The organism is Streptomyces sp. NPDC048349, assembly GCF_040651925.1.
GTDB lineage: Bacteria > Actinomycetota > Actinomycetes > Streptomycetales > Streptomycetaceae > Streptomyces.
Map to the genome: position 1 here is coordinate 57058 of NZ_JBEZLA010000006.1, position 19215 is coordinate 76272.

At 73.3% G+C, this 19215-nt stretch carries 3 protein-coding genes; all 3 read right to left on the reverse strand.

Annotated elements, in window-relative coordinates; genetic code table 11:
* Positions 1–24: 24 nt before the first annotated feature.
* Complete coding sequence (locus AB0D44_RS05880) at positions 25–17130, reverse strand: type I polyketide synthase (RefSeq protein ID WP_362584963.1); 17106 nt, start codon at positions 17128–17130, stop codon at positions 25–27.
* 74 nt (positions 17131–17204) lie between these two features.
* Positions 17205–18398, reverse strand: a complete 1194-nt coding sequence (locus AB0D44_RS05885; protein WP_362584966.1) for a cytochrome P450 — start codon at positions 18396–18398, stop codon at positions 17205–17207.
* A gap of 53 nt (positions 18399–18451) precedes the next feature.
* Positions 18452–19078, reverse strand: a complete 627-nt coding sequence (locus AB0D44_RS05890; protein WP_362584969.1) for an NAD(P)H-dependent oxidoreductase — start codon at positions 19076–19078, stop codon at positions 18452–18454.
* Positions 19079–19215 lie beyond the last annotated feature (137 nt).

Sequence of the window (19215 nt, forward strand, 5' to 3'; positions counted from 1 at the left end):
CCTCCACGATTCGTTCACAGGCGATCAGCTCGTCTTGCCCAGGGCCCGTTGCACCAGATCGGCAACGTCCATGGCGTCGATCAGTTCCACGTCGGCGGCGGCCGCCGACGGTTCCGCTTCCGGCGCGTCCGCATCGGCGTCCGCGTCGGCCTCGGCGAGGCCGAGGAGGGTGTCCAGTACGCCGGCTTCCTTGAACCGGGCGAACGGCACGGACGCCAGGATGTTCCTGAGTTCGTCCTCCCGCTCGTCCAGGCCGTCGTCGGCCTCCGCAAGGAGTTCGGAGCGCAGGTAGCCGACCAGCGCTTCCGGCGTGGGGTAGTCGAAGATCAGCGTCGCGGGCAGGCGCAGTCCGGTGGCCGCGTTCAGGCTGTTGCGCAGGTTGACGGCGGCGAGCGAGTCGAAGCCGACCTCCTGGAACGCCTGGCGCGGGCCGATGCCCTCCGCCCCGCTGTGGCCGAGGACCGTCGAGGCGTGGCCGCGGACCAGTCGGAGCAGGATGCGGTTCTGCTCGGTTTCCGCGACCGCCCGCAGGGAGTCCGACAGGGAGGAGGCGGCCTCGCTGTTGTCGCCGTCGCCCTGCAGGGCCTGGAGCGCCTGCTTCGCCTCGGGCAGGTCGGCGAACAGCGGGCTGGGGCGGACCGAGGTGAACGCGGGAATGAACGCGTTCCAGTCCATGTCGGCCACGGCAACGAACTTCTCGTTGCCCTGGACCGCCTGCACCATCGCGGTCACCGCCAGCTGCGGGCCCATGGGAAGGACACCGCGGCGGCGCAGTTGCGCCAGGGCGGCCTCGTCCATGCCCACGCCGATCTGGTCGAGGGCTCCCCAGGCGATCGACGTCGCCCGCAGTCCGCGGGCGCGGCGCCACTCGATCAGGGCGTCGAGGACGGCGTTCGCCGCTCCGGACGGGCCCTGGCCGCCGCCGCCCCACACACCCGCGATCGAGGAGAACACGACGAACGCGTCGAGCGGCGTGCTCTCGAACAGCTCGTCCAGCCATACGGCGGTGTCCACCTTGGCCGCGAACACCTCGGTGAGGTCGTCCGTGCCGGTGTCGTCGATGGAGCTGGTCTGCTGGACGTCGGCGGCGTGGACCACGGCCGTGAGCGGCTGCTCGGCGGCCGTCGCGGCGACCAGCCCCGCGAGCGCCTCCCGGTCGCTGTCCGCGCAGGACTCCACCGTGGTGGCGAGGTCCAGCCCGGCCAGTTCGGCCCGCAGGTCCGACACGCTGCCCTCTGGTGCGTGCGCGGTGGTCGTGATGACGAGGCGGTCGACGCCGGCCTGGGCGAGCCAGACCGAAACGTGCTTGCCGAGTCCTTCGGCGCCGCCGGTCACCAAGGCCGTGCCCCGGGGCTGCCAGCCGCCGTCTCCGGTGGATTCCGGTACGGGCTTGCGCACCAGCCGTCGGGTGTAGACGCCCGAGCGCCGGACCGCGAGCTGGTCCTCACCGGCGGCGGAGTTCAGCACTCCGAGCAGGTACTGGGCCGTGCGCGGGTCGGTCACGACGGGCAGGTCGACCAGACCGCCCCAGCGGTCGAGGCGTTCCAGCGCGGCTGCGCGGCCGAGGCCCCACAGCGATGCCTGCGCCGGCGAGGTGAGGGTGTCGTGGATGCCGATGTTCACGGCGCCCCTGGTCAGGCACCACAGCGGCTGCGCGGCGTTGTTGTCTCCCAGGGCCTGGATCAGCGCGAGCGTCGATGCGGTGGCCGCGGTCGGGTCCTTGGGTGCGCTTCCCGTCTGCTGGTCCATGGCGAGCAGGGACAGCACGCCGGTCAGGTCGTGTGCGGCCAGGACGCCGGCGAGCCGCTCGGCGAGCTGCTTGCGCGTGCGGTCGCTCTCGCCGACCTCCAGCAGGACGGTGCCGAGTCCCAGACCCGTCAGCTCCTGCAGGAGGGCGTCGGTCGCGCTGCCGTCGGGGCGTTCGGACGGGACGACGACCAGCCAGCGGCCGCTCGGTACGCCGGCCGCTTCGCGGTCGAGCGGCTGCCAGGTGACGTGGTAGCGCAGCTTCTCGGCCGTGGACCTCTCGCGGCGCTTCCCCCGCCATTGCGCCAGCACGGGCACGAGGGTGCCGAGTGCGGTGCGCTCGTCGGTCGACGCCGTCTCCAGCAGCGCGCCGAGGAAGTCCAGGTCTGCCTGTTCGACCGCGGCCCAGAAGTCGGAGTCCGCGCCTTCGGCCGCGTCGGCCGCTCCGGTGGCCGCTTCGGCCTCCTGGAGCCAGTAGCGCTGGCGGTCGAAGGCGTAGGTCGGCAGGTCCACGGGGTGGGACGGTGCCGTCTGCGGCAGGATGCCGTTCCAGTCCAGGGCCACACCACGGACGTACAGCTCGGCCATCGAGGCGAGCAGGCGGCGCAGGCCGCCGTCCTCGCGGCGCAGCGAGCCGGTCACCACGGCGTCCGTCTCGGTGTCGTCGGCGGTCTCGGTGATGGGCTGGACCAGCACCGGGTGGGCGCTGACCTCCACGAACACTCCGTGGCCCTGACCCATCAACTCGGCGACGGCCGGGCCGAAGCCCACCTGGCCGCGCAGGTTGCGGTACCAGTACTCACCGTCCAGGACGCCGGCGTCGGCCACCCAACCGCCGGTCGCGGTCGAGTAGAAGGGCAGCCTCGGCGCCTGCGCGTCGATCCCGGCCAGTGCCTCGGCCAGCGCGTCGCGCACGTCCTCGACGTGCCGGGTGTGCGAGGCGTAGTCCACCGCGACGCGGCGCACGCGGACGCCTCCGCCGGACAGGGCCTCGAGCACCTCGTCCAGCGCCTCGGCGTCACCGGCGACGACCACCGACGAGGGGCCGTTGACCGCGGCCACCTCGACCCGGTCCGCCCACGGCTCGAGCCGCGCGACCGCCTCGTCCGCGCTGAGCGCGACCGAGGCCATGCCGCCACGGCCGGCCAGGTCCTCGGCGATGACCTGGCTGCGCAGTGCCACCACGCGCGCCGCGTCGTCCAGGGACAGCGCCCCCGCGACACAGGCCGCGGCGATCTCACCCTGGGAGTGGCCGAGCACCGCGCCCGGCTCGAGGCCCACGGACTGCCACACCGCCGCCAGGCCCACCATCACGGCGAAGCTCGCCGGCTGAAGGACGTCGACCCGCTCCAGGAACTCGGGGTCGGTCTCACCGCGCAGGACGTCGATCAGCGACCAGTCGACGAACGGCTCCAGAGCAGCCGCACACTCCGCGATCCGCTCCGCGAACACCGGCGAGGAGTCCAGCAGTTCACGGCCCATGCCCGCCCACTGCGAACCCTGGCCGGGGAACACCCACACGACCTTGCCCGGCTTGCCCGAAGCGGCACTTCCGGACACCACGGCCGGTGCGCTCTCGCCCCGGGCCAGCGCCTGCAGTCCTGCCAGCGCCTCCTCGTCCGAGCCGGCCACCACGACCGCACGCTCACCCAGGACCGCGCGGCTCGCCACCAGTGCTCCGGCCACGTCCGCCAGCGACACCCCGTCGGAGTGCTCGACGAACGCCGCGAGCCGCCCGGCCTGACCGGCCAGGGAGGCGGCGCTGCGCGCCGACACCACCAGCGGCACCACACCCGCGGGTCCTGCCGCGTCCGGGACGCGCTCCGCCTCCTCGGCGGGCGCTTCCTCCAGGATCACGTGCGCGTTCGTCCCGCTGGCCCCGAAGGAGGAGACCGCGGCGCGGCGCGGGTGGCCGGTGCGCGGCCAGTCCCGGGCCTCGGTCAGCAGCTCCACCGCACCGGCGGACCAGTCCACCTGGCTGGTGGGCTCGTCCACATGAAGCGTGGCGGGCATGACGCCGTGCTGCATGGCCATGACCATCTTGATGACGCCGGCCACGCCGGCCGCCGCCTGCGTGTGGCCGATGTTCGACTTCAGGGAGCCCAGCCACAGCGGCTGCTCCGGGTCCCGGTCCCGCCCGTAGGTGGCGAGCAGGGCCTGGGCCTCGATCGGGTCGCCCAGGGCCGTACCGGTGCCGTGGGCCTCCACGACGTCGACGTCCGCCGGGGTGAGCCCCGCGGTGTCCAGCGCCCGGCGGATCACCCGCTGCTGCGAGGGGCCGTTGGGCGCGGTCAGGCCGTTGGAGGCGCCGTCCTGGTTGATCGCGCTGCCGCGCAGGACCGCCAGCACCCGGTGGCCGCGCTCGCGCGCCACCGACAGCCGCTCCAGCACCACCACGCCGACGCCTTCGGCCCAGCCGGTGCCGTCGGCAGCCGAGGAGAACGCCTTGCAGCGACCGTCGGCGGACAGGCCCCGCTGCCGCGAGAACTCCATGAAGGCGTCCGGACTGGCCATGACGGTCGCGCCGCCGGCGAGCGCCATCGAGCACTCGCCCTGCCGCAGCGCCTGCGCGGCCAGGTGCATCGCCACCAGCGACGAGGAGCACGCGGTGTCCACGGTGACCGCCGGGCCCTCGAAGCCGAACACGTACGACACGCGGCCCGAGGCCACGCTCGCCGCCGTACCGGTCATGAGGTAGCCCTGGACGTCCTCGGGAACCTGGTGGAGCCGGGTGACGTAGTCGTGGTGGACGATGCCGGTGAAGACGCCGATGTCACGGCCCCGGACGGACAGCGGGTCGATGCCCGCCCGCTCCAGCGCCTCCCAGGAGGTCTCCAGCAGCAGTCGCTGCTGCGGGTCCATCGCCAGCGCCTCACGCGGGGAGATCCCGAACAGCCCGGCGTCGAACTGGGCGGCCTCGTGGAGGAACCCGCCCGAGCGGGTGTAGCTGGTACCCGGGTGGGCCGGGTCCGGGTGGTAGAGACCCTCGAGGTCCCAGTCGCGGTCGACCGGGAAGCCGGACACCGCGTCCCGCTGCTCCACCACGAGCTTCCACAGTTCCTCGGGGCTGTCCGCTCCGCCCGGCAGGCGCGTGCTCATCGCGACGATCGCGATGGGCTCGTCGGAGACCGGCCCCGCCGCGGCCGCCGGGGCGGGCACCGTGACGCCCTCGCCCAGCAGTTCGGCCCGCAGGTAGTCCGCGAGAACGGTCGGCGTCGGATAGTCGAAGACCAGCGTGCTGGGGAGGTTCACCCCGGTGAGGTCGCGCAGGCGGTTGCAGAACTTGACCGCGCTGAGGGAGTCGAATCCCAGGCTCTTGAAGGACTGTTCGGTGTCGAATCCGTCGGTGTCGCGGTGGCCGAGTACGACCGCCGTGCTCTCCCGAACCATGTCCAGGAGCGCCCGGTGCTGCTCCGCGGCCGGCATCCCGGCCAGCCGGCCGGCCATCGCCTCGCCGGCCCCTTCGCCGCGCTCCACCACGCGCCGGGTGAGGGCGCCGGACGGCGTCCGCGCACCGGCGGCGGGGGTGACGGCCTCGGCGGGGGTGACGGGCTCGGCGGGTGCGCCGGCGGTCTGCGCCGCGCCGTTCCCGGGCGCGGCGGCCAGGGTCAACGGACCGATTTCCGCGACGGGTTCGCCGGTGGCGTCCGCGAGCTCGAGCAGATGCCCGCCGTCCTCGGCCGGTGTGATCCGCAGCCGCAGCGAGGCGGCGCCTTCCGCGTACACGGCCAGGCCGGTGCAGGCGGACAGGTCACGGACCCCTGCGCGGTCCTCGGCCGTCGGCAGGTCCGCGGCGGTACGGGAGTCCAGTACGCGCAGGGCGGTGTCGACGAGGGCCGGGTGGAGGGTGAACTCGGCGGCCTCGTCGGCCAGTTCCTCCGGAAGTGCGATCTCCGCGAAGATCTGCCCGTCCTGCTGCCAGGCGCGGTGCACCCCCGGGAGGAGCGTCTCGTCGCCGGCGGACGGCGACCAGGTCCTCAGGTCGAAGGCCGGCTGCGGCAGTCCGGGCACCAGCACGGCCCGGGCGTGGCAGGTCCAAGGTCCCTGCTCGGGGTCGAGGGGCCGCGCGTGGACGGCGGCCCGGCGGCGCCCGTCGGGACCGGGGCCGTCGACCGACACCCGCACCTGGACGTTGCCGTCCTCCGGGAGCGTCAAAGGCGCCTCGACGGCGATCTGTTCGAAGCTTCCGCAGTTCACCTCGTCGGCGGCCCTGACGATCATCTCCAGGAGCGCGGCGGCCGGGATCGCGGCCGTGCCGTCGGCGGCCGTTCGGCCGGGGAACCGGGCGCGGCTGCGCGCCGACAGCCGGCCGGTGAGCACGACGCCGTTGTCGCCGTCGTCGCCCGGCATCTCGATGACGGTGCCGAGCAGCGGGTGGCGGGCGCTGGTGGCTCCGAGCGCTTCCGCGCCGCCCGCCGGGGTCTCGTCGGACTCGACCCAGTAGCGCTGGTGCTGGAAGGCGTAGGTGGGCAGGTCGGTGCCGGCCGCGGTGGCCGGTCGGCCGAGAACGGCCGACCAGTCCAGGGCCACACCGCGCACGTGCAGTTCCGCGAGCGCGGTCACGACGTCGGTGGCCTCCGCGCTGTTCCTGCGCAGGGTGGCGATGCAGCTGCGCTCCGGTGCGCCGAGCGTGCCGAGCGCCATCGCGGCGAGCGCTCCGCCCGGTCCGACCTCGAGGAACGTCGTTGCCCCCTGGCCGCTCAGCGAGGTGACGGCGTCACTGAACCGCACCGCGTTGCGGACCTGGTCGACCCAGTACTCGGGGCTGCTCAGCTGCCCGTCGCGAACGGGTTCGCCCGTCAGGGTCGAGACGACCGGAAGGGCGCCGGTCCGGTACGAGATGCTCTGCGCGACCGTGCGGAACTCGTCGAGCATGGGCTCCATGAGCGCGGAGTGGAAGGCGTGGCTGACCTGCAGCCTGCGCGTCTTGCGGCCCTGGCCCGCCAGTTCCGCGGCGAGGGCGAGCACGGCGTCCTCGACGCCGGAGAGCACCAGCGCGTCGGGGCCGTTCACCGCGGCGACGCACACCGCGCCGCGCGCACCGGCCAGCAGGGGCGCGACCTCGTCCTCGGTCGCCTGTACGGCGACCATCGCGCCGCCTTCGGGCAGTGCCTGCATCAGGCGGCCGCGCGCGGCGACCAGCTTGCCCGCCTCGGCCAGTCCCAGCACGCCGGAGACGTGCGCGGCAGTGATCTCTCCGATCGAGTGTCCGGCGAGGAGGTCCGGCCGGACCCCCCAGGACTCGAGGAGCCGGAACAGCGCCGTCTCCAGGGCGAACAGGGCGCCCTGCGTGAACATGGTCCGGTCGAGCAGTTCGCTGTCGGGGGACCCGGGCGCGGCGAACACCACCTCGCGCAGCGGGCGCTGCGCGTGGTCGCCCAGGTGCGCTTCCACGGCGGCGCACGCGGCGGTGAAGGCGTCGCGGAAGACCGGGAAGGTCTCGGCGAGTTCGCGGCCCATGCCGGCCCACTGGCTGCCCTGTCCGGTGAAGAGGACGGCCAGCTTGCCCGGGGCCGGGGTGCCGGAGACGACCGCGGGGGCCGCCTCGCCGCGCCCGAAGGCGCTCAGGTCCGCGCCGAGCTGCTCCCGGTCGGACGCGAGGACGACGGCACGGTGGTCGAGCTGGGCCCGCGTGGTGGCGAGGGCGTGGGCGGCATCGGTCAGGGCCAGGTCGGAGCGGTCCGCGAGGAACCGGGCGAGCCGCTCGGCCTGGCCGCGCAGTCCGGCCGGGGTCCGCGCCGAGACGGGGACGGGTACGGGGACCGATGCGGGGACGGCCGTGGGCTCCGGCGCGGGCTGCGGCCCGCGCTCCTGCCCGGAAGCAGCCGGCTGCTCGGGGGCCTCTTCGAGGACGACGTGCGCGTTGGTGCCGCCGATGCCGAAGGAGGACACTCCGGCCCGGCGGGGCCGGCCGGTCCGCGGCCAGTCGCGGGCCTCGGTGAGCAGTTCCACGGCGCCCGCGGACCAGTCGACGTGGGTCGAGGGACGGTCCACGTGCAGCGTCTTGGGCAGGACGTCGTGCTGCATGGCCATGACCATCTTGATCACGCCTGCGACACCCGCCGCGCCCTGGGTGTGCCCGATGTTCGACTTCACGGAGCCGAGCCACAGCGGGTCGTCGCCCTGCCGTTCCTGGCCGTAGGTCGCCAGGAGCGCCTCCGCCTCGATCGGGTCGCCGAGCGTCGTACCCGTGCCGTGCGCCTCCACCACGTCCACGTCGGAGGGGGAGAGACCGGCACCGGCCAGCGCCTTGCGGATCACCCGCTGCTGCGCGGGACCGTTCGGGGCGGTCAGACCGTTCGACGCGCCGTCCTGGTTCACCGCGGAGCCGCGGACCACGGCCAGCACCTGGTGGCCCCGGCGACGGGCGTCCGACAGCCGCTCCACCAGGAGCAGTCCGGCCCCCTCGGACCAGCCGGTGCCGTCCGCGCCGTCGGCGAACGCCTTGCAGCGGCCGTCGGGCGCCAGCCCGCGCTGCCGGGAGAACTCGACGAACGTCTCCACGGTGCCCATCACCATGACACCGCCGGCCAGCGCCATGGAGCACTCGCCCCGGTTCAGCGCCTGCGCCGCGAGGTGCAGCGCCACCAGCGAGGAGGAGCAGGCCGTGTCGACCGTGAGGGCGGGACCCTCGAAGCCGAGGTGGTAGGCGATCCGGCCGGAGGTGACGCTGCCCGAACCGCCGGTCAGCCGGAAGCCCTCGACGCCGGACGCCTGGTGCATCCGCATGCTGTAGTCGTGGCTGTTGACGCCGACGAAGACGCCGACGTCCTCTCCCGCCAGCGTGGTCGGGTCGATCGCGGCCCGTTCGAAGGCCTCCCAGGACGTCTCCAGCAGCAGTCGCTGCTGCGGGTCCATCGCCAGCGCCTCGTTCGGCGAGATGCCGAAGAAGGCGGCGTCGAATCCGGCGGCGTCGTCGAGGAAGGCGCCGTGGCGGACGTACGTGGTGCCGGCGTGGTCGGGATCCTCGTTGAAGAGGCGGTCGATGTCCCAGCCGCGGTCGTCGGGGAACTCCGTGACCGCGTCGATCCCGTCGGCCACGACGCGCCACAGGTCCTCGGGGCTGTTCACGCCCGCGGGGAAGCGGCACGCCATCGCCACGATCGCGATCGGCTCGTCGGTCGTCCCGGTCGGGGCGGCCGGCTCGGACGGCGCCTCCGACGTGCCGCCGAAGAGCTTGGTGTGCAGGTGCTCGGCGAGCGTCGTCGGCTTCGGATAGTCGAAGATCATCACCGGGGAGAGGGTGAGCCCGGTCGCGGCGGCGAGCCGGTTGCGCAGTTCCACCGCCATCAGCGAGTCGAATCCGGCCTCCTTGAAGGTCCTGTCGGCGTGGACGGCGTCGGCGGTGGCGTGTCCGAGCACCTCGGCGGCGTTCCGCCGCACCAGCTCGACCAGGGCCTCGGTCCGCTCGGCGTCGCCGAGACCCGCGAGGCGGTCCCGCAGGGACGCGGGCCCGGAAGGAGCCGCCGTCCGGGCCGCCGGCCGCGGTGACGGGGCAAGGCCCCGCAGCAGCGGCGGCACCGGGGCGTCGGCCGCCGCGGCGCGCAGGGCGGACACGTCGAACTTCGCGGCCACCAGAGCACCGGCCGTGTTCTGGGCGGCGCCGCCCAGGGCGGCGTCCAGGAGTGCCATTCCCTCGGTGGCGGAGAGGCCGCTCATGCCGATGCGCTTGTTGCGTCGCAGGTCAGCGGCGCTCAGGTGCTCGGTCATGGAGCTGACCGTGGCCCAGTAGCCCCAGGCGAGGGAGACGGCCGGCAGACCGAGGCCGTGCCGTCGGCGGGCCAGCGCGTCCAGCCAGGCGTTGCCCGCGGCGTAGTTGGCCTGACCGGGGTTGCCCAGCACGCCCGCCGCCGAGGAGTACAGCACGAACGCGGCGAGGTTCAGGTCCCGGGTGAGCTCGTGCAGGTGCAGGGCCGCGTCCACCTTCGGGCGCAGCACGGTGTCGACGCGGTCCGGGGTCAGCTCGGTGACCACGCCGTCGTCCAGGACGCCGGCGGAGTGCACCACGGCGGTGAGCGGGTGCTCGGCCGGTATCTCCCGCAGCAGCGCCTCGAGTTGGGCCCGGTCCGCCGTGTCGCAGGCGGCGATGGTGACGGAAGCCCCCAGCGCGGTCAGCTCCTCGTGGAGCTCCGGGGCGTGGCCGCGGCGGCCGGCCAGGACCAGGTGCCTGATGCCGTACTCGGTCACCAGGTGCCGCGCCGTCATCGCACCCAGCGTTCCGGTGCCGCCGGTGATCAGTACGGTGCCTTCGGTGTCGAGCGGACGCGGGCGCCGACCGGAGTCGACGCCGGCATCGGGGAGCGCTGCGTCCGGCGAGACGGGCACGCGGACCAGCCGCGGTACCGAAGCCACACCGTCGCGCACCTTCATCTGCGGCTCGCCCGACAGCACGACGGCCGGCAGGGCGGACCGGGAGGCGTCGTCGAGGTCGGCCAGTACGATCCGGTCCGGGTGCTCCGACTGCGCCGAGCGCACGAGGCCCCACACGGCGGCCGCGTCGAGTTCGGCGTCGCAGTCCCCGGTGACCACGGCCAGCCGGGTTTCCGCCAGCGCGGGTTCCGCCAGCCAGGCCTGGAGCACGGCCAGTGCCGCGGTGACCGAGGCGCGGGGGTCCGCGTCGGCCGGGGCGCCGATGGCCTTGGCCTCGTACAGGAGGAGGCCGGGGGCGGAGCCGTCCGCCCGGGCCTCGGCGGCGGCTTCGGCCACCTCCGCGGCGGTCGCGACGGTCACGAGGTCGAGAGGGCGCTCCACGGCGGGCAGCGCGCAGTGCTCCCACTCGACCCGGAAGAGGGCGTCGTGCGGCAGCGCGCCGGTGATCCCCGCCTGTTCGGGGGAGAACGGGGTTCCGAGAACCGCCTCGACGGTCATGACGGGCTGCCCCGTGGGGTCGGTCAGCTGCAGAGCGGTGCCCTCGGCCGACGTTCCGCCCGCTCGCACGTGCAGTGCGGCGGCGCCGGATGCGAGCAGGGAGACCCCGCTCCACACGGAGGGGAGCATGCCGTCGGAGATGACCGTACGGACGGCGGCGTCCAGCAGGGCCGGGTGCACGCCGTAGCGGCCGGCGTCACGGAGGGCGGCGCCGTCCAGGGCCACTTCGGTGGCGGGACCGGCGGCCGTCGGCGCTGTCGCCCCGGGGGTGGCGGGGGCCAGCGTGCCGTGCGCGTGGCGCGTCCACGGCGCGTCCAGGGGGGCGTCCGCGGCACGGGAGTAGACCTCCACCGACCGGCGTCGCGTCTCGCCGGGCTCGCCGACGATCACCTGGATGCTGCGGCTGCCGCGGTGCGGTACGACCACGGGCGCCTCGACGGTCAGTTCGTCGAGTACGGGGGTGGCGGCCAGGTCACCGAGGCGGATGGACAGCTCGACCAGAGCCGCGTTCGGCACCACGACGGCATCGGACACCTGGTGGTCGGCGAGCCAGGGCTGCGACCGGAGCGACCAGCTGGAGGTGGCCATGAGGCCGGACGAGTTCGGCATGCCGACGACCGCGCCCAGCAGCGGGTGACCGGCCGCGGCCAGTCCCAGCGAGGCGGCGTCGGTGGCCGCGTCGGCCGCCTCGAGCCAGTAGTGCTGGTGGTCGAAGGCGTAGGTCGGCAGGTCCACGTGCGCGGACAGGGCCCCGGCGGGCAGGACGCCGCTCCAGTCGAGCGCGATCCCGCGGACGAACAGTTCCGCCATCGAGGCGAGGAGCCGGCGCAGGCCGCCGTCCTCGCGGCGCAGTGAACCGGTCACCACGACGTCGGCGTCGGTGTCGTCGGCGGTCTCGGTGATCGGCTGGACCAGCACCGGGTGGGCACTGACCTCCACGAACACCCCGTGACCCGCAGCCATCAGCTCGGCGACGGCCGGGCCGAAGCCCACCTGACCACGCAGGTTGCGGTACCAGTACCCGCCGTCCAGGACGTCTGCGCCCTCGACCCACGTGCCGGTGACCGTCGAGTAGAAGGGCAGCTTCGGCGCAAGAGCGGTCACCCCGGCCAGGGCCTCGGCGAGCGTCTCGCGGATCGCCTCGACATGCCGGGTGTGCGAGGCGTAATCCACCGCGACCCGACGCACCCGGACACCCTCGCCCGCCAGCGTCTCCAGAGCCTCGTCCAGGGCCTGCGCGTCACCGGCGATCACGACCGAGGTCGGACCATTGACCGCGGCGACCTCCACCCGGTCCGCCCACGGCTGGATACGGACGACCGCCTCCGCCTCGCTCAGCGCGACCGACGCCATACCGCCACGCCCGGCCAGGTCCTTGGCGATCGCCTGGCTCCGCAACGCCACCACACGCGCCGCGTCCTCCAAGGACAGGGCGCCCGCCACACACGCAGCGGCGATCTCACCCTGCGAATGACCCAGCACCGCATCCGGCTTGAGGCCCACGGACTGCCACACCGCCGCCAGACCCACCATCACGGCAAAGCTCGCCGGCTGAAGGACCTCGACCCGCTCCATCAGCTCCGGCTCGGTCTCACCGCGCAGGACGTCGATCAGCGACCAGTCGACGAACGGCTCCAGAGCAGCCGCACACTCCGCGATCCGCTCCGCGAACACCGGCGAGGAGTCCAGCAGTTCACGGCCCATGCCCGCCCACTGCGAACCCTGCCCCGGGAACACCCACACGACCTTGCCCTGCGCACCCGAGCCGGCGCTGCCGGACACGAGACCAGGCGCGCTCTCACCCTGGGCCAGTGCCCCGAGCCGCGTCAGCGCTTCCTCGGCCGAATCGGCCACGACCACCGCGCGCTCATCGAAGACCGCCCGGCCCGACACCAGCGCCCCGGCCACCGAGGCCAGCGGCGCCGCGTCGGCAGCGGACTCCATGTACGACGCCAGTCGGCCGGCCTGGCCGGCCAGGGAAGAGGCGGTCCTGGCCGACACGACCAGCGGCACCACGCCTGCGGACGTCGCCCGCTGCTGCGCCTCATGAGCGGGTGCCTCTTCGGCGGGTGCCTCTTCAGCAGGCGCCTCTTCCAGGATCAGGTGCGCGTTCGTCCCGCTCACGCCGAACGAGGACACACCGGCCCGGCGCGGACGGTCTTCGACACGCGGCCACTCCCGCGCCTCTGTGAGCAGCTCGACGGCACCCGCCGACCAGTCCACCTGGCTCGTGGGCGCATCCACGTGCAGCGTGCGGGGCAGCACCCCGTGCCGCAGCGCCTGCACCATCTTGATCACACCGGCCACGCCCGCAGCGGCCTGCGTGTGACCGATGTTCGACTTCAGGGAGCCCAGCCACAGCGGCTGCTCCGCGTCCCGGTCCTGCCCGTAGGTGTCCAGGATCGCCTGCGCCTCGATCGGGTCACCCAGGGACGTGCCGGTGCCGTGGGCCTCGACCACGTCCACATCGGCCGACCCCAGACCGGCACTGGCCAGCGCCCGGCGGATCACCCGCTGCTGCGACAGCCCGTTCGGAGCAGTGAGGCCGTTCGAGGCGCCGTCCTGGTTGACCGCGCTGCCGCGCAGCACCGCGAGCACCCGGTGCCCGCGCTCGCGCGCGACCGCCAGCCGCTCCAGCACGACCACGCCCACGCCCTCGGCCCACCCGGTGCCGTCGGCGCCGTCGGCGAAGGCCTTGCAGCGCCCGTCGGCGGCCAGGGCCCGCTGCCGGGAGAACTCCACGAAGTGGCCCGGGGTCGCCATGACCGACACGCCGCCGGCGAGGGCCATCGAGCACTCGCCCTGCCGCAGCGCCTGCGCGGCCAGGTGCATCGCCACCAGCGAGGACGAGCAGGCCGTGTCCACCGACACCGCAGGGCCCTCGAGGCCGAGGACGTACGACACGCGGCCGGACGCCACGCTCGGCGCCAGCCCCGTGGTCGTGAAGCCTTCCAGCTCCGGTGCGGCCGCGGCCGCGCCGGTCCCGTAGCCCTGGCCGAACAGCCCCGAGAACACGCCGACGTCGGCACCCTTCAGCGCGGTCGGGTCGATCCCGGCCCGTTCCAGGGCTTCCCAGGAGGTCTCCAGCAGCAGCCGCTGCTGCGGGTCCATCGCCAGCGCCTCACGCGGCGAGATACCGAAGAACCCGGCGTCGAAGAGACCCGCCTCGTGGAGGAAGCCGCCCTGGTCGGTGTAGGAGGTGCCGACCCGCTCCGGATCGGGGTCGAACAGGCCCTCCAGGTCCCAGCCGCGGTCCTCGGGGAAGGACGACAGGGCGTCCCGGCCCTCCGAGACCAGCCGCCACAGGTCCTCCGGCCCGGCCACGCCGCCCGGCAGCCGGCAGGCCATGCCGACGATCGCGAGGGGTTCATCGGGGTCCGCCGCCATGACCGGCTCCGATACGGCGCGGGTGAGGCCGAGGACCTCGGCCCGCAGGCGGGCGGCCAGCGCCACCGGAGTGGGGTGGTCGAAGACGGCGGTGGTGGCGAGCCGCAGCCCGGTGTGTGCCGACAGCCGGTTGCGCAACCGGACGATCGCCATCGAGGTGAAGCCCATGTCGCGGAAGGCACGGTCGGAGGGGACCGTTTCGGGGCCCTGCCGCTGCAGTACGGCGGCGGCCTGCGTACGGACCAGGTCTTCCAGCAGCGCCAGCTGCGCAGGCTCGTCCAGACCGGACAGCCGTTCGCGCAGGGCGGCCGTGACGGCCGTGTCGGGCAGGCCCTGCTCCGAGGTGTCCTCGGCCAAGGCGGCCAGGATCGCGGGGATTTCAGCGGCGTCGGCGGTCGGCGCCGCCACCTTCAGGGCGAGCAGCGACGGGCGGTTCGTCGTCGTGAGGACGTCGAAGCAGGTGAGGAGCAGGTGATGCAGCCGGCCGGTCTCGCCGTCGGCCGCGTCGCGGTCGCCGGGCCATGCGCCCCAGGCGAGGAAGGAGCCGGGCAGGTTCCGCAGCCGGCGGTTGCGTACGGCCGCCTCGGAGAGGATCGCGTCGACGGCCTCGCCGGTGGCGTCGCGGGAGCCCAGCAGTCCGTCGGCGCCGCAGACCACGACGAAGCCGGCGAGCTCCTCGTCGGCGGTCATGCCGTCGAGCTCCATGGCGAGTTCGGCGTCGTCGGACGCGTGGACCACTGCGGTCACCGGACGCGGCAGGCCGGCCAGCGCGGCACGCAGCGGCTCGGGGTCCGCTCCGTCGGCGGTCACCCGGACGACGTCCGTCTCGGGGAGGCCCAGATCGGCGCCGGACGGGACCGTGCCGGCGCCACCGGGGGAGGCGACGAGCAGCAGGCGCTGCGCCCCGTGGACCGTGACCAGCCGGTGGGCGAGGGCCGCGCCGTGCTCGGTGTCGGCCCCGGTGAGCACCACGGTGCCCGCGGCGCCCGGCCACGATCCCGACCCGGGCGCGTCGGTGACGGGCAGGCGGTGCAGGCGGGGAACGAGCAGGGCGCCCGAGCGCACCGCGATCTGCGGCTCGCCGGACGCGACCGCGGCCGACAGGAGGTCCGCGCCCGGGTCACCGTCGGCGGCGTCGAGGTCGAGGTCGAGGAGGGTCAGCGTGGCCGGACGGGCCTGCTGGAAGGACCGGACGACGGCCCAGACCGGAGCGTCGGCCGGATTCTGCGCAGGGTCCTGCGCGGTGGCCGCGACGGCGCCGCGCGTGAGGACCACCAGGCGGGAGTGCACCGACTGCGGGCCCGCGGACCAGGCCTTCAGCTGCTCGGCCAGGAGCCGGGCGGCCGCGCGTCCGGCGGCGATCGGATCCTGGGCGTCCGCGGGGCCCGACGGCTGGACGAGGACGGTCACCTCGGGGGCAGCCTCGCCGCCGGCCACCGCGGCGCCTACCGCCGCGAGGTCCGGGTACTCCCGCACCTCGACGCCGGCCGCGTTCAGGACCGGGACGAGGCCCGCCGCCGGGGCACCCGCCACTGCCCACGTCCGGGGCCGGGAGACGGGCTGCGCCGGTGCCGCCGCCGGGATCCAGTCGAGGCTCATCAGCCCGTCGTGGTGTCCGGTCGCCGCGTACCGCAGCCGGCTCGGCTGCTCGGCCAGGAGGCGCCGCTGGATCTTGCCCGAGGCGGTCCGGGGAATCGCGGTGACCTCGCGGACCTCCTCCGGCACCTTGTAGGCGGAGAGCTGCTCGCGGCACCGGTCGATCAGGGTCGCGGTGTCGAAGCCGGAGGGGCCGGGAATCACGTACGCGACGGGCACTTCGCCGAGGGTGTCGTGCGGCGCGCCGGCGACCGCCGCATCGGCGACGCCCTCGACGGCGCGCAGTACCGCCTCGACCTCCTCGGGGTGGATGTTCTCCCCGCCGCGGATGACGAGTTCCTTGATACGGCCGCAGATGGTGAAGTAGCCGGCGTCGTCGCGACGGGCCAGGTCGCCGGTGCGGTACCAGCCGTCCTGCAGCGCCGCGGCGGTGGCGTCGGGGGCGTTGTGGTAGCCGACCATGACGTTCGGTCCGCTGACCCACACCTCTCCCTCCTGGCCGACGGGCACGTCGAGCCCGGTGGTGGGGTGGACGATGCGGACCCCGACACCCGGCACGGGCAGGCCGCAGGACCCGTCGACCCGGGCGCCGTCCGGCGGGTTGACGGTGATGGCGCCGCAGGTCTCGGTGCTGCCGTAGGCGTCGACCAGCGGGACCCCGAAGACCTCTTCGAAATCCCGCCGCAGCCGGGATCCGGTGACGGCTCCGCCGACCAGGCCGATCCGCAGGGCGGGGGCGGAGAACCCGTTCTGCTGAGCGGCCGTCACCAGGTGGTGGTAGGTGGTGGGAACACCGGCCAGGAAGGTCGAGTCGTCCTCGCGCAGGGCGCGGATCACGTCCTGGGCGGAGCTGCCGTCCATGATGCGGGCCGTGGCGCCGACCACGGTGACGGACAGCACGCAGGCGATGTGGGAGAGGCTGTGGAACAGCGGGAGCGGCCACAGGACCCGGTCCTGGTCCGTCAGCCCCGGAATCGGCACGTAGCAGGAGGCCACCGACCACAGGCAGTTGCGCTGCGTGGACAGGACGCCCTTGGGGCGGCCCGTCGTGCCGGACGTGTAGAACATCCAGGCCACGTCGTCGAGACCGAGGTCGTCCCTGGCGGGGCTCGCGGGCTCGCTGAGGGCGAGCTCGTCGTACGCGTGCGCCCCGGCGGGCGCCGGGGCCTCGCCCGTCACCAGCAGCGTGAGGCCGGCCGCCGCGGCCGAAGCGCCGCGCAGCCGCTGCGCCTGCACGGAGTCGGTGATGACCACCGTGGCCCCGCTGTCGGTGAGCAGGTACTCCAGCTCGGCCAGGGCCGAGGCGGGGTTGAGCGGCACCCCGATACCGCCGGAGCGGACGATCGCCAGGTAACTCTCCACCGTGGAGACGGTGTTGCCGAGGCAGATGGCGACCCGGTCCCCGCGCTGGACGCCGAGGTCCGCCAGATGTCCGGCGAGCCGGCGCGTGCGCGCCTCCAGGTCACCGTAGGTGACTGCTCGCCGGTCATCCGCGAAGGCGACCTTGTCGGGGAAGCGGGTCGCGTTCTCCATGACTGCGACAGGAAGTGGCTTGATCAGGTCGGTGCGCACTATGCCGCAGTTCCTTTCGGAGAAAAGATGAAGAATTACCAGGAGACGGGCAGGCTCTTCAGCCCGAAGACGGAGCCCTTGAGGCTCAGGGGTACGTCGTCGAACGCGACGGCCAGCCGGAGGTCGGGGAACTCCCGCAGGAGGGCCGACAGGCCGACGCGCAGGGCGACACGCGCCAGGTTCTGGCCCAGGCACTGGTGGACGCCGTAGCCGAAGGACATGTGGCCGGCGGTGTCCCGGTCGATGTCCAGCTTCGCCGGGCACTCGAACTTGGCCGGGTCGCGGTTGGCCGCGGGCAGCGACACGGTGACGGTGTCGCCCTTCTTGACCACTTCACCGTTCAGCTCGACGTCTTCCAGGGCGGTACGGAAGATCTCGTACTGGTTGATGGTGATGTAGCGCAGGAGCTCCTCGACCGCGCCGTCGAGCTTGGACGGGTCCGCGCGGAGCGCCGCCATCTGCTCCTCGTGGTGCAGCAGGGCGAAAGCGCTCACGGCCAGCGCGGGACCCGTGGTCCCGAATCCCGCGAAGAGCAGCAGGGCGACCATGTTGCACACCTCTTCGTCGGTCAGCTGACCGTCGGTGACGAGGCGGCTGAGGATGTCGTCCTCGGGCTGCTGCCGCTTGCGCTCGATGAGCTCGAAGAAGTAGGTGAGGGCCTGCTCGTAGGCGGGGCCGACCTCCTCCATCTTCGATTCCGGGTCGTGCATGATCTTCGGGGCGTGCGCGAACCGGTCGCGTTCCTCGTAGGGCAGGCCGATCACCTCGCACACCACCCGCAGGGCGAGCGGTTCGGCGAAGTCCTCCACCAGGTCCGCGGTCCCCCCGCGCTCGCGCATGACCTTGATCTGCTCGTCGGCCATGACCTCGACGCGGGACGTCATCTGGCTCGCCCGGCGGCCGGTGAACTCACCCGTCAGCAGACGCCGGTAACGGGTCTGGTTGGGCGGATCCATGTAGATGAACATCCCCGGGATCTCCGGGGAGTTCGGCGTCAGCTCGCCCCAGTGCGTCGTCGGGAAGTGACAGGTTTCCATGTTGTGGCTGAACCTGGGGTCACTGAGGACCTTGCGCGCCAGCTCGTGGCTGGTGGTGAGCCAGCCCACGTGCTCGTCGGGGTAGACCATCCTCGCGAGCGGACGTTCTTCACGCAGCGAATCGAATATCGCAGGAGGATCGAACTGATGGGTCCGCGCCCAATGGTCCTCGAAGGAAATTGCGTCGCTCATGGAATCCTTCTCACTCGAGATGATGTCAGTAGCCCCGTTTGACCGCGCCGGGCTTATTCGGCCAGCTTCTTGAGGGTTTCGTACGCGGTCGCCAGCGAGGTTTCGGCCAGCGGCCTGAGCTGCTCCATCTGCGGAACGGACGCGGCCATCGTCAGCTCGGCCGTCACGAACGTCAGGTCCTCGCCGAGACCGACGGACTCCAGGACCGCCCGCAGGTAGGGCTCCTGGAAGTCGAAGTCCTCACGGGGCGTTCCGGGCGCGTACGAACCGCCGCGCGCCTGGATGACCACGACCGACTTTCCGCTGAGCGGGCTGGTCTTCCCGGGCATGGACATGTGCGCCGGGTGGACGACGCGGTCCAGCCACGCCTTGAACGTCGACGGGATCGAGAAGTTGTGCATCGGAATGCCGAAGACGATCGTGGACGCCTGGAGCAGCTCGTTGGTGATGGCCGCCGTGAGGTCCCGCTCCTCGGTGCTCTGCCCGTGCTCGCCGTCCGGGTAGACGAGGGACTGGTGCACGGGGTGCGTGATGTGCGGAATCGGGTCGGCCACGACATCGCGGTAGGTGTATCCGCTGCCGGGGTGGCTGCTGCGCCACTCCTCGGCGAAGTAGGCCGAAAGCTTTCGCGACACGGATTCAGTGCCGATGCTCGAGTCAATGTGCAGGAGGTGCGACATCCCGGAGTCCCCTTACCGATCGAAGAAGAAATGTAGGTCTACGCGTCCCGCGACAGTTCGTCGATGCGCCGAATTCGTCGCGATGGTGCGGTTTTTGATCCTCTGAAGCCAGACTAGATCGCGCCATGTCGGCACGA